Annotated in this window: 13 protein-coding genes; 5 read left to right on the plus strand and 8 right to left on the minus strand. The window is 71.2% G+C overall.

All coding sequences use genetic code 11. From position 1 onward, the window contains the following. The first annotated feature begins 5 nt into the window (after positions 1 to 5). Entirely contained in the window at positions 6 to 983 is a 978-nt protein-coding gene (locus OG494_RS35640) for an NAD(P)H-quinone oxidoreductase (RefSeq protein ID WP_328446271.1), read from the plus strand. Here OG494_RS35640 and OG494_RS35645 read toward each other — a convergent pair. Then, complete coding sequence (locus tag OG494_RS35645) at positions 980 to 2179, minus strand: cysteine desulfurase-like protein (RefSeq protein ID WP_328446273.1); 1200 nt, start codon at positions 2177 to 2179, stop codon at positions 980 to 982. The two genes, OG494_RS35640 and OG494_RS35645, sit on opposite strands and share 4 nt — an antisense overlap. Before the next feature lie 134 nt (positions 2180 to 2313). Here OG494_RS35645 and OG494_RS35650 point away from each other — a divergent pair, with 134 nt between their 5' ends. Next, entirely contained in the window at positions 2314 to 2898 is a 585-nt protein-coding gene (locus OG494_RS35650) for a bacterial proteasome activator family protein (protein WP_328446275.1), read from the plus strand. Between the two features lie 449 nt (positions 2899 to 3347). On the opposite strand, the gene OG494_RS35655 is transcribed toward OG494_RS35650, so the two are convergent. Genes OG494_RS35655 through OG494_RS35665 form a run of 3 tightly spaced genes read right to left on the minus strand, consistent with a single transcriptional unit; the run spans position 3348 to position 6220 of the window. After that, positions 3348 to 4487, minus strand: a complete 1140-nt coding sequence (locus OG494_RS35655) for an epoxide hydrolase family protein (protein ID WP_328446277.1) — start codon at positions 4485 to 4487, stop codon at positions 3348 to 3350. Between the two features lie 42 nt (positions 4488 to 4529). After that, positions 4530 to 5486 (minus strand): spore coat protein, encoded by a 957-nt coding sequence (locus OG494_RS35660; RefSeq protein WP_328446279.1) that lies wholly within the window; start codon positions 5484 to 5486, stop codon positions 4530 to 4532. Next, positions 5483 to 6220 carry a glycosyltransferase family protein gene (locus tag OG494_RS35665; RefSeq protein ID WP_328446281.1) on the minus strand — a complete coding sequence of 246 codons (738 nt, stop codon included), beginning with the start codon at positions 6218 to 6220 and terminating at the stop codon, positions 5483 to 5485. The genes OG494_RS35660 and OG494_RS35665 overlap by 4 nt, the downstream gene beginning before the upstream one ends. Positions 6221 to 6269: 49 nt before the next feature. On the opposite strand from OG494_RS35665, the gene pseB reads away from it, so the two are divergent. Both pseB and pseC read left to right on the plus strand, forming a co-directional pair. Continuing rightward, the gene (pseB, locus tag OG494_RS35670) at positions 6270 to 7253 is read left to right on the plus strand and encodes a UDP-N-acetylglucosamine 4,6-dehydratase (inverting) (RefSeq protein WP_328446283.1); all 984 of its coding nucleotides are present in this window, start codon (positions 6270 to 6272) and stop codon (positions 7251 to 7253) included. Further along, a complete protein-coding gene (pseC, locus tag OG494_RS35675; protein WP_328446285.1) occupies positions 7246 to 8418 on the plus strand; it encodes a UDP-4-amino-4,6-dideoxy-N-acetyl-beta-L-altrosamine transaminase in 1173 nt (390 codons plus the stop codon). Before pseB ends, pseC begins: the two co-directional genes overlap by 8 nt. On the opposite strand, the gene pseI is transcribed toward pseC, so the two are convergent. The 4 genes from pseI to OG494_RS35695 are packed head-to-tail and all read right to left on the minus strand — an operon-like array spanning position 8415 to position 11059. Continuing rightward, on the minus strand, positions 8415 to 9464 hold the full coding sequence (pseI, locus tag OG494_RS35680) for a pseudaminic acid synthase (RefSeq protein WP_328446287.1): 1050 nt from the start codon (positions 9462 to 9464) through the stop codon (positions 8415 to 8417). The genes pseC and pseI overlap by 4 nt on opposite strands. Before the next feature lie 26 nt (positions 9465 to 9490). Further along, complete coding sequence (locus OG494_RS35685; protein ID WP_328446289.1) at positions 9491 to 9940, minus strand: GNAT family N-acetyltransferase; 450 nt, start codon at positions 9938 to 9940, stop codon at positions 9491 to 9493. A gap of 1 nt (position 9941) precedes the next feature. Continuing rightward, a complete protein-coding gene (locus tag OG494_RS35690) occupies positions 9942 to 10397 on the minus strand; it encodes a hypothetical protein (RefSeq protein WP_328446291.1) in 456 nt (151 codons plus the stop codon). 35 nt (positions 10398 to 10432) lie between these two features. Continuing rightward, the gene (locus tag OG494_RS35695; RefSeq protein WP_328459122.1) at positions 10433 to 11059 is read right to left on the minus strand and encodes a glycosyltransferase family 29 protein; all 627 of its coding nucleotides are present in this window, start codon (positions 11057 to 11059) and stop codon (positions 10433 to 10435) included. A gap of 143 nt (positions 11060 to 11202) precedes the next feature. Here OG494_RS35695 and wzm point away from each other — a divergent pair, with 143 nt between their 5' ends. Continuing rightward, positions 11203 to 12156: a galactan export ABC transporter permease subunit Wzm/RfbD gene (gene wzm / locus OG494_RS35700; RefSeq protein WP_328446293.1), complete on the plus strand. Its 954-nt coding sequence runs from the start codon at positions 11203 to 11205 to the stop codon at positions 12154 to 12156. The last annotated feature ends 2 nt before the right edge of the window (positions 12157 to 12158 follow it).

Below are 12158 nucleotides of genomic sequence, written 5' to 3' on the forward strand. Positions count from 1 at the left end.
GACGGATGTACGCGATCACCATCCGTGAACCAGGTGACCCGGACGTCCTCGAGTGGACGGAGATCGCGGATCCGCGGCCCGGACCCGGCGAAGTCCTCCTCGACGTCGCGGCGAGCGCGGTCAACCGCGCCGACCTGCTCCAGCGGCAGGGGCACTATCCCCCGCCGCCCGGCGCTAGCGAAACCATCGGCCTGGAGTGCTCCGGCACGATCGCCGAGCTCGGTCCGGACGTCGAAGGGTGGAACGTCGGCGACGAGGTCTGCGCGCTGCTCGCCGGCGGCGGTTACGCGCAGAAGGTCGTCGTCCCGGCCGGGCAGCTGCTGCCGGTGCCGGGTGAGGTGGACGTCATCACCGCGGCCGGGCTGCCCGAGGTGGCCTGCACCGTGTGGGCGAACGTCGTGATGCACGCGAAGCTCACCGAGGGCGAGGTGCTGCTGGTCCACGGCGGCGCCGGCGGCATCGGCACGCACGCGATCCAGGTCGGCAAGGCGCTCGGCGCGACCGTCGCCGTCACCGCGGGCTCGGCCGAGCGGCTCGAAAGCTGCCGCCAGCTCGGCGCCGACATCACGATCAACTACAAGGACGAGGACTTCGTCGAGGTGCTCCGCAAGGAGACCGGCGGCGCGGACGTCATCCTCGACAACATGGGCGCGTCCTACCTCGGCCGCAACGTCGACGTCCTCAAGTCCGACGGGCGGCTCGTGATCATCGGCATGCAGGGCGGGGTGAAGGGCGAGCTGAACGTCGGCGCCATGCTCGGGAAGCGCGCCGAAGTGTTCGCCGCGGGGCTGCGGTTCCGGCCCCTGGACCAGAAGGCGGCGATCGTCGCCGACGTCCGGGAACGCTTGTGGCCGCTGGTTTCCGAAGGCGCCGTCAAGCCGATCATCGGCCAGGTCATCCCGATGTCCGAAGCCGCGTCCGCGCACCGCGCCATGGAAGAGGGCAGCGTGTTCGGGAAGATCCTGCTGACCGCGAAGTCCTAGCGCAGCTCTTCGAGCACCCGCACGAGCTGGTTGATCTCGAAGACGTTGGAGTAGTGGGCGAGCCCGATCCGCACGGCGCCGCCCACTTCTCCGACGCCGAGGGACGCGAAAACGCCGGCCGCACCGTCGTCGGCGAACGCGCACAACCCTTGTGAGGCCAGGTATTCGGCGACTTCCGGCGACTTCTTGCCGGCGACGGCGAAGGCGAGCGCGGGGATCCGGCGCATGGCGTTGCCGATGACCATGATGTGCCGCAGCGACAGCAGCTCGGTGGACAGCTGCGCGAGCAGCCCGGCGTGGTACGACTTCGCCGAGCCGAGCGAGGTGACGAGGCGTTCGCGCCGCGACCCGGAGGCCGCGTCGTCGAGGCCCGCGAGGTAGTCGATCGACGCGATCAACCCGGCCAGCAGCGGGTAGGCGTGCGGACCCAACTCGAGCCGGGCCGCGCCGCGCGCGCCGGGGTCGAGCGAGACGGACGGGATGCGTTCGATCAGTTCGGGGTCGCGGAACACCAGCGCGCCCACCGAAGGGCCGCCCCAGGCCTGCGCGGACACGACCATGACGTCGGCGCCGAGGGCGTTGATGTCCAGGGGCAGGAACGGCGCGGCGTACGTGGCGTCGACGACGACGAGCGCGCCGACGCGCTTGGCGAACTCGATGATCGTCGGCACGTCCGGGCGGGTGCCGACCGAGCCCGACGCGAGCGTGACCGCGACGGCCTTCGTGCGCGCCGAGACGAGCTGCTCGTACTGCCACGCGGGCAGCTCACAGGTCTCGATGTCGATCTCGCCCCAGCGCACGACCGCGCCGACGCGCTTCGCGGCGCGCTGCCACGGCGCGAGGTTGGCCTGTTCGTCGAGCCGGGAGACGACGACCTCGTCGCCGATCGTCCAGCGTTCGGCGAGCGCGTCACAGAGGCGGCGCAGCATCACCGGCGAACTGGGTCCGAGCACGACGGCGGCCGGGTCGGCACCGACCAGGTCGGCCACGGCCCTGCGGGCCGCGGTCACGATGCTGTCCGCGCGCTGTGAGGCCGGAAACGCTCCACCCGGCCCCGACACCGGGGCGCGCATCGCCGTCGAAACGGCCGAAGCGACCTGTTCCGGGACCAGCATTCCGGCGGCGCCGTCGAAGTGGATCCAGCCGTCACCCAGCGCGGGAAAGAGCCCACGGATACGAGCGACGTCGAACGCCATGGGGACACCGTACGGACGTGCGGTTTCGCCGTGCGTCCGGGGTTGGGTGGAGAGCCACCGGGAACGCCGATTGCGGCTACGCTCGGAGACGGACACCCCTCGGGTGTCGCGGAGCGTGTTGAAGGCAAGCCAGGATGGAGCACATGACCGAGCCGAACTTCCGGGAATCGGGCACAGCGGGTGACGCCGGCCACGAATCTTCACCCCACGTGGTGGTAGTAGGACCGGACGGCGAGCCGCTCGAAGGCGCGGAGCACGCCGAGGCGGTGGGCGAGCTCATCGAAGAGCCGGCCAAGGTGATGCGGATCGGCACGATGATCAAGCAGCTCCTGGAGGAGGTCCGCGCGGCCCCGCTCGACGACGCCTCCCGGACCCGCGTGCGCGAGATCCACCAGACGTCGGTGAAGGAGCTGTCGAACTCGCTCGCACCGGAGCTGCGCGACGAGCTGGAGCGCCTGGTCCACCCGTTCACCGACGACTCGACCCCGTCGGACGCGGAGCTGCGGATCGCGCAGGCGCAGCTGGTGGGCTGGCTGGAAGGGTTGTTCAGCGGAATACAGACCGCGCTGTTCGCCCAGCAGATGGCGGCACGGGTCCAGCTGGAGCAGATGCGCCGGGGACTGCCCGCGGGTCCCTCGGCCGGCGGCGTCGGTGGCATCGGCGGGCCGGGGCTCGAAGGGCACGGGCCGGGGATTTCGGGGACCGGGCAGTACCTCTGAGGTTTGTCCGTTAAGGCTTTCTCGCCCGGGTCTTGTGGCCGATGCAGGGTCCTGAGGTCCGCGGTGTGGCTGTTGTCTGGCACCGGGTGGTCGATGCCGTGAAGGCCTCCTTGAGGGACTCTATGTCCCTCAAGGGGGCCTTCACGGCATTTCTGGGTCTCCCCTGGGGTGCTGGGTCTCCGTCTCGACGCTCGGCTCGGCTCGGCTCGGCTCGGCTCGGCTCGGCTCGGCTCGGCTCGGCTCGGCTCGGCTCGGCTCGGCTCGGCTCGGCTCGGCTCGGCTCGGCTCGGCTCGGCTCGGCTCGGCTCGGAGCAGGTTGTCCACAGGCTTGCCGTCTTGTGGACAACTCCTGTGGACAACCCGCTTTCCGAGGGGTCCGGTCCGGGGGTGCCGATAGACTGGACGTGGGGACGCCCCCCTGGGGAGGGCGGGGGGCGCTGGTCCCCGGCTCAGCGCAAGCCGCGGAAGAACGTGCGGATGTCGCCGATCAGGGCGTCCGGTTCCTCCAGTGCCGGGAAGTGGCCGCCGCTCGGGAACTCCGTCCAGTGGACGATCTTGTCCGTGCGCTCCGCCAGGGCCCGGATCGGCAGGCCGATGTCGTTCGGGAACACGCCCACGCCCGTCGGGACCGTGTTCGGCGGCGGCGGTGCGCCCCACGCCCCCGTCAGGGCCGCGTACAGCCGCGCCGAGGAGTTGGCCGTCTCCGTGAACCAGTAGATCGAGACGTCCGCCAGGAGGTCGTCGCGGTCGATGAGGTCTTCCGTGGTGTTCGAAAACGAGCGGAACTTCTCCGCGATCCACGCCAGCTGGCCCGCCGGGGAGTCGTGCAGGCCGTACGCCAGGGTCTGCGGCTTCGTCGACTGGATCATCGCGTAACCCGTGCCCGTGTAAGAAAACCGCTGCCCCTTCTCCAGCGAACGCCGGCCCGCGGCGACGTCCGGCAGGCCTTCCAGGTCCGCTTCGCTCCGGGCCACCGCGAACGGCAGCATCGTCACGTGGATCCCCAGGACCCGCGCGGGGAACTGGACCGCCAGTTCGCGCGAGATGATCGCGCCCCAGTCGCCGCCGTGGGCGCCGAACTCCTCGTAACCCAGGCGGGTCATCAGTTCCGCGAACGCCCGCGCGACGCGGTCCGGGCCCCAGTCCGGCGTCGGCGTCGGGCCGGAGAAGCCGTAACCCGGGATCGACGGCACCACCACGTTCAGCGCGTCCGCGGGGTCGCCGCCGTAGGCCCGAGGGTCCGTCAACGGCCCGATGACGTCGAGGAATTCGACGATCGAGCCCGGCCAGCCGTGCGTGAGCAGCACCGGCGTCGCGTCCGGCTCCGGCGACACCACGTGCAGGAAGTGCACGTTCGTGCCGTCGATGGTCGTCGTGAACTGCGGGAAGCCGTTGAGCCGCGCTTCCTGCGCCCGCCAGTCGAAGCCCAGCCGCCAGTACTCCGCCAGCTCACGCACGTAGTCGACCGGCGCACCCAGCCGCCACCCCGCGCCGGCGGGCTGGTCGGGCCAGCGGGTGTTCGCGAGCCGCGCGCGGAGGTCGTCCAGGTCGGACTGCGGGACGTCGATGCGGAACGGGGTGATCGTCATGCCACGACTCTAGGAACGATCGCGGACAGGGACGGTCCTCGATCAGAGGGAATCGAGGACCCGATCCACGCCGCGACCATCCACTGTGGACGATGCCGTCGCGGACAGCGTCCGGCGGAGCTCGGCGTCGGACAGCAGTCCGCGCAGCACCGCCGTCACCTCCGGCAGCCGCGAGGCGAGCGAATCCGCGTGGCCCAGCCCGGCCGCGAGACCCAAGTCCAGCGCGGCCCGGTAGCCGGCCTCCTGGTTGGCCACCAGCTGCACGGCCGCCGTCGGTACGCCGAGGCAGCACAGCTCCACGAACGTGACCCCGGCCGCGCTGACGGCGACGTCGGTGGTCGCGAGCAGCTCCGGCAACGCCGGGCTCGGCGCCGAGACCCGGATCGACTGGTCCGGCCGCAGGGCGGGCAGCGCGGGCTCGCCCCGCACCAGCACGTCCGCCACGAACGGCAGCTCCGTGTCGCGAAGTGCGCGGAGCAGCAGCTCGATCGTCTTCGTCCACTCGGCGCCGCCGCCGAGGACCACCGTGACGTGCGGCGGCGGCGCGGCGGATACCCGGTGCGTGCGCAGGACGACGTCCCGCAGCGGTGCGTAGGCGATTCCGCGCAGCAGGACGTCCGAGCCGTCGTCCGGCCGCGGCCCGGGCGCGAACCCCGAGTCGACGACGACGTCGGCGGACCGGCGGCCGAACACGTCGTCCTCGATCGAGACGAGCTTCGCCCCGGCCGCGTTGACCTCTTCGCGCAGGTCACCGAGGCCGTAGTGGTCGACGACCACCGCGTCGAACCCCACCGCGTCGAACCCCGACGGGTCCGGAGTCCCGGCCCGCGCCACCCCCAGCTCGTCGAACCGCGTCGCGAGCCATTCGGCGTTCGCCGTGCTCCCGGCGAAGGAGACCTGCCAGCCCCGCGCCACCGCGCGCTCGGCGTAGGCGATCACCCGCGCGATGTGGCCGGCGCCGATCGACGCCGACGAGTCCGCCCGCAGGAGCAGCTTCACCGCCCGACCTTCTTCTGCTCGACCTCGGCGTTCAGCGCCACCAGGTCCGGCCGCGACCGCAGCAGCGCGACCACGGACCGCCAGTCGCCGACGCGGTCGCCCAGCTCGGCCACCACCGCTTCCAGAAGCGCCCAGTCCTCCGCGGTGTCCAACGTCACCCGCAGGTCGCCGGCCGCCGGGCTCACCACGATCCCGGTGCACGAATAGCGCGCAGGCTGCGAATAGACGCCCGAGGTCACGTGCTCCCGGTCCGCTCCGGTAGCGGTGGAAACCTGTTCCGCCAGAACGGAAGCGCGCACCAGCTCGGCGTCGAACCCGCGCGGCAGGGTCCGGACGAGGGTCGTGCTGACGTAGTCGAGCGACGGCTGGGCGCGCCAGAGCGTCGCCAGCTGGCCGATCAGCGACGGGTCCAGCAGCGGGCAGTCCGCGGTGAGCCTGATCACGGCGTCGGCCGGGTGTTCCCGGAGGGCCAGCCCGAACCGCGCGAGGACGTCGGCCAAGGGGCCTCGGACCACCGAAGCGCCGCACCGCGCGGCCTCGGCGGCGACGTCGTCGTCCGAAGCGTCCGACGAGGTCGCGACGATCACCTGGTCCACGCCGGGAGCGGCCGCCGCGGCCCGGACGACCCAGCCCAGCACACTGCGGCCGGCGAGCGGGCGCAGCACCTTGCCGGGCAGCCGGGTCGACGTCGACCGGGCCTGGATGACGGCGTTGACCCCGGGCACTGCACGCATGGGTGACATGATGTCCGACGGCACCCAACCCCGAACGCGGAGGTCAACGATGTCCGAGCTGGATGGCTCCAGCATCCTGCTCACGGGCGGGACCGGTTCCTTCGGCAAGGCGTTCATCGCGCACGCCCTCGCCGAACTGAACCCGAGCCGGCTGGTCGTGCTCTCCCGCGACGAGCTCAAGCAGTACGAAGCCCGGCAGTTGTTCAACGACGACCCGCGGCTGCGCTGGTTCATCGGCGACGTCCGCGACCGGCGCCGGCTCGAGCGCGCCATGCACGGCGTCGACTACGTCGTGCACGCCGCCGCGCTCAAGCAGGTCGACACCGGTGAGTACAACCCGTTCGAGTTCGTCCAGACCAACGTCATGGGCTCGCAGAACGTGATCGAGGCCGCGATCGACACGGGCGTCAAGAAGGTCGTCGCGCTGTCGACGGACAAGGCGTCCAGCCCGATCAACCTCTACGGCGCCACGAAACTGTGCGCCGACCGGATGTTCATCAGCGGCAACCACTACGCGGCCGCACACGTGACCCGCTTCTCCGTGGTCCGCTACGGCAACGTGATGGGCTCCCGCGGCAGCGTCATCCCGTTCTTCCGCAAGCTCGCCGAGCAGGGCGAGTCGCTGCCGATCACGCACAAGGAGATGACCCGCTTCTGGATCACGCTCCCGCAGGCCGTGCGGTTCGTCGTCGACTCGTTCGACCAGATGCGCGGCGGTGAGCTGTACGTGCCGCGGATCCCGAGCATGCGGCTGGTCGACCTGGCGCAGGCGATCGCGCCGGGCAGCGAGATGCACGAGGTCGGCATCCGGCCCGGCGAGAAGCTGCACGAGGAGATGATCGCGCCGGACGACGCGCGCCGGACGGTCCAGCTGGCCGACCGCTACGTCGTCCAGCCGCACCTCGCGGGCTGGGGTTACGAGTCGCCGGCGGACGGCAAGCCGATGCCCGACGGGTTCGCCTACCGCTCCGACACGAACGACCTGTGGCTGGACGCGCAGGAGCTGCGCGAACTGGTCGAGCAGTATGGCTGAGTCCGATGCAGCCTCCGCGGGAAAGAGTACGTCGGCTGAGCCGTTTCTCCCTTACGGCCGCCAGTCGATCAGTGACGCGGACATCGAGGCGGTCGTCGCGGTGCTGCGCGGCGATTGGCTGACCACCGGGCCCGCCGTCCAGCAGTTCGAGACGGACCTGGCGGCGCACACCGGCGGCACCCCGGCGGTCGCCGTGACGTCGGGAACCGCCGCTTTGCACGTCGCGTACGCGGCGGCGGACATCAAGCCGGGTGACGAGGTCGTCACGAGCCCGATGACGTTCGTCGCGACCGCCGCCACCGCGGCATTGTTCGGCGCGAAGGTCGTCTTCGCCGACGTCGAAGCGGACACCGGGAATCTTTCGGTCGAAGCGGCCGCCGCCGCGGTGACCGAGCGCACCAAGGTCGTCGCCGCGGTCGACTACGCGGGTCACCCCGCGGAGCTGGACGCGCTCGGCAAGCTCGCGCACGACGCCGGCGCACTGCTTCTCGAAGACGCGGCGCACTCCGTCGGCGGCGCGTGGCAAGGACGCGCCGTGGGCTCGATCGCCGACCTGACGACGTTCTCGTTCTTCCCGACCAAGAACCTCACCACCGCCGAGGGTGGCGCGGTCGTCACCCCGGACGCGCACCTGCTGGACCGCGCCCGGAAGTTCCGCAACCACGGCCTGGTCCGCGACCGCGCCGAGCAGCGCTACCCGGACGAAGGCGCCTGGCACCAGGAAGTCCACGAGTTCGGGCTGAACTACCGCCTGCCGGACGTCCTCTGCGCGCTCGGCAGCAGCCAGCTCACCCGGCTCGGCGAGTTCAAGAAGCGCCGCGCCGAGATCCACGCCCGCTACAGCGCGGCGTTCGCGGACGTCGGCGGCGTCGCGACCCCGCCGAGCCGCCCGGGCGCCGATCCCGTGTGGCACCTCTACCCGCTGCGGGTGCTGGAAGGCCGGCGCAAGGCGCTGTTCGAGCACCTGCGCGGCGTCGGGATCGGCGTCCAGGTCAACTACATCCCGGCGTACTGGCACCCGGTGTTCGAGGACCTCGGCTACCGGCGCGGGCTCTGCCCGAACGCCGAGGCGTACTACGAGCAGGAGCTCTCGCTGCCGCTGTTCCCGTCGCTGACCGACGCCGACGTCGACCGCGTCGTCGACGCCGTGCGCGACTTCTTCTAGACGAGGTCCCAGGTCAGGGGCGTGCCCTTCGCGGCGTCGACGCGGAAGGTGCGCCCTGTCACGGCCGTGATCTCGGCCGGGGCCAGGCCGCCGGCGGGCCGGATCGACCGCACGTTCGCCGTCGTCACCTCGTCCCCGGCCCGGACGTCCTCGACGACGTAGAGGGACCGGCGCAGCCGCAGGCCTTCCTTCTCGCTCTCGCGCGGGCCCAGCACGGGCTCGCCCAGCGCTTCCCACGCCCGGTGCGTCTCGGTCACCAGCCCCGCCAGTTCCAGCGGCTCCAGCGAGAACTCCGAGTCGACGCCGCCGTCCGCACGGGCCAGCGTGACGTGCTTCTCGATGGCCACGGCGCCCAGCGCGACGGCCGCGACCGGCGCGCCGATGCCCGGCGTGTGGTCCGACAGCCCCACCAGCGTCTGCGTCAGGCCCGCCAGCAGCGGCAGGCCACGCAGGTTGCTCTCCCGCGGCGACGCCGGGTAGCTCGCCGTGCAGCCGAGCACGATCAGCTGGTCGTTGCCCGCCGCGCGGGCGGTGCGGACGGCGGCGTCGATCTCGGCGACGTTCGCCATGCCGGTCGAGATGACCAGCGGCTTGCCGGTGCGGGCGCAGAGGTCGATGAGTGGCAGGTCGACGATCTCGGACGACGCGATCTTGTACGCGGGTGCGTCCAGCGACTCCAGCAGCTCGACGGCGGTCGGGTCGAACGGGCTGGAGAAGATCTCCAGGCCCTTCGCACGGGCGCGCTCGAAGATCGGCGCGTGCCACTCCCACGGCGTGTGGGCCTTTTCGTACAGTTTGTACAGATTTTCGCCGCCCCACAGGGAATGCGAATCACCGATCCGGAACGCCGGGGTGTCGACGTCGATCGTGATCGTGTCCGGGCGGTAGGTCTGCAGCTTGACCGCGTGCGCGCCGGTTTCGGCGATGGCGTCGACGATGGCCAGCGCCCGGTCGAGGTCGCCGTTGTGGTTGCCGGACATCTCGGCGATCACGAACGGCGGGTGGCCCGGACCGATCTGGTGCGCGCCGAACCGGATGTCGTGCATGGTGCCTCCCCGGGGTGGACTGCGGGTCAGCTCAGAGTCTTGCGCAGCTGCCGGAAGCCGCTGACGGCAGGCGCGGCTTCGGCGTACCCGGCGTGCTCGAAGAGCTTCGCCGAGGCGGTGTTGTCCTGGTGGACGGCGGCCAGGACGACCCGGACGTCGAGCCGCTCGCGCAGCGCCCGCTCCCCCTCGGCGAGCACCGCCCCGGACAGCCCGCGGCCGCGGCTCGCCGGGGCGAGCGTGATGCTGACCTCCCAGCCGTCGGCACGCCGGTCGAACCGGACGGTGCCGACCGGGGCGTCCTCGTGCTCCACGACGAGCAGCAGCCGCTCCTCGTCCGCCAGCACACCGCGCAGCCACGCGGTGTGCTCGGCCAGGGAGACCTCCGCCGTCGACCGGGACGACCGCCGCGTGCGCGGGTCGTTGCGCCAGCTCAGCAGCAGCTCGGCGTCCGCCTCGGTGGCCTCCCGCGCGCGCAAGTTACGGCGCGACCGGCTGCTGCTGCTGCTCGACCTGGTCCTCGACGCGGTCCTCGAGGCGGCGCAGCCGGTCTTCGTAGCGGGAGATGCCGGCCAGCCGGGCGCGGATCTGCGCGTGCTGGCGCTGGATCTCCTCGATCAGCGTGCGGGCCTCGGCGAGCTGCGGGGTGTCGGTGTTCGGGACCAGGGAAATCGACTCGCGCAGCGTCTCCAGCCGGCCTTCCTGGGCGGCGACGTGCGGGATCAGCCGGTCCAGCTCGGCGCGGGCCCAGCCCAGGTCGCCGCGGGCCTGGTCGAGGTTGTGCTCGGCGTTGTCGAGCCGGCGCCGGTGGTCGGCGGTCGCGTGCTCGAGGTTGTTGACGCGGTCGGCGAGCCCGCGGGTGCGCTCGTCCACGCGGAAGTCGACGACGCGGACGATCCGGTCGATCAGGCCTCTGCCGAGTTTCTGCACTGCCATGGGTGTTCCTTACGTACGTGGGGTGGGGACGCGCGTCAGCGCAGGAGGGTGGTGTCGCCGGTCTTGGTCCAGGAGTCCAGCAGCCGCCCTTCGGCGGCGATCTGGTGCTCCGGGCCCACGATGCAGGAGTCGCCCGCGGCGTGCTCCCACGACGTCTGCTCCGGGTTGTCGATGAACGAGAACCCGGTGAGCACGAGCTGCGCGCCCGGGAACGACGTCCGCGCGATCCAGGCCGCCAGGGTGCCGGTGGTCGACCACGTCGGCTCGTCGCGCGTGGGCAGGCCCAGGGCGTCCGAAAGGGGCAGCACGACCTCGCGGTTCGGCACCTGGACCGCGCCCAGGTCTTCGGGCCACCAGCCCGGCAGGTCCTCGGGCTCCCAGTGCATCCGGCCGGGCTCGACCAGCAGGTAGAGCCGCTTGCGGTAGTCCTGGAAGACGTACGGCGTCGCGCGGATCGCGCGGTTGAACACCACCACGTGCGTCCGGGAGCCCACGACCTCTTCACCGGGCTTGTCGACGACGAAGCCGTTGACCCGGATGACCAGGTCGCAAGCGTCGATCGCCTTGGCCCGCTGGGGGTCGGGAGGGAGCGGCTGGTTGCCGACGACGGCCACCGAACGCGGTTCGGGCCGGTCGGCGTAGGCCGCGAGCAGGGTGACCATCAAGCTCGCCGCGCCGAGAGCAGCAGTCATAAGCCGAGAAAGTACCAGCACGCAGCAGCCGGGCAGGCGCATAGCGGCCAGAACGTCTACCACAGCGACGGGGTGGCCAGGACGCCGCTCATCCCATCGGTACCCTCGTCCACGTGCATGCCACCAGCACGGTTCAGGCCGCAGACTCACCCGTAGCGACGTCGGCACCGCCGAGGTCGGACAGTAAGACGTTCTCGCGCGCCTTCGCCGACATCCAGGCCGGTTTCTCCGCCCGCGAGCTGTGGGGTCACCTCGGCTGGCAGGACATCAAGCAGCGCTACCGCCGCTCGGTGATCGGGCCCTTCTGGATCACGATCAGCCAGGCGGTCATCGCGCTCGGGCTCGGGCTGCTGTACTCGCAGCTGTTCCACTCGCCCATCGAGGTGTTCCTGCCCTACCTGAGCACCGGCTTCATCCTCTGGGGCTTCATCAGCGGCTGCCTGGCCGAGGGCATGGAGACGTTCATCGCCAACGAGGGGATGATCAAGCAGCTCCCGGCGCCGCTGAGCGTCTACATGCTGCGCACGGTGTGGCGGCAGACGCTGCTGCTCGCGCACAACATGATCGTCTACGTCGTGATCCTCGTGATCTTCTTCGGCGCGCTGGACAACCCGTATTCGCTGGGCTCCCCGGACGGCCTCTGCCACGCGGACCTGTACTGCCACCCGGGCCTGAGCTGGAACATCCTGCTCGCGATCCCCGGTTTCCTCCTGCTGGCGCTGAACGCGGGCTGGGTGACCCTGCTGCTGGGCATCATCTCCACCCGCTTCCGCGACATCCCGCAGGTCATCAACTCGCTGATCCAGCTGCTGTTCTACGGCACGCCGATCGTGTGGCCGGTCGACCAGCTGCTCGGCGGCGGGGCCCGCGCGAGCATCTCGTGGGTGCTGCCGATCATCCAGCTGAACCCGCTGTACCACTTCATGCAGGTGGTCCGCGCGCCGCTGCTCGGCCAGTCGTTCACGGCGGGCAACTGGATCGTGGTCGGCTCCATCACCATCGTCGGCTGGGCGCTCGCGCTCGTCGCGATGCGCAATTACCGTGCCCGCGTCTCCTACTGGGTGTGACA

The organism is Amycolatopsis sp. NBC_00438, from assembly GCF_036026695.1.
GTDB lineage: Bacteria > Actinomycetota > Actinomycetes > Mycobacteriales > Pseudonocardiaceae > Amycolatopsis.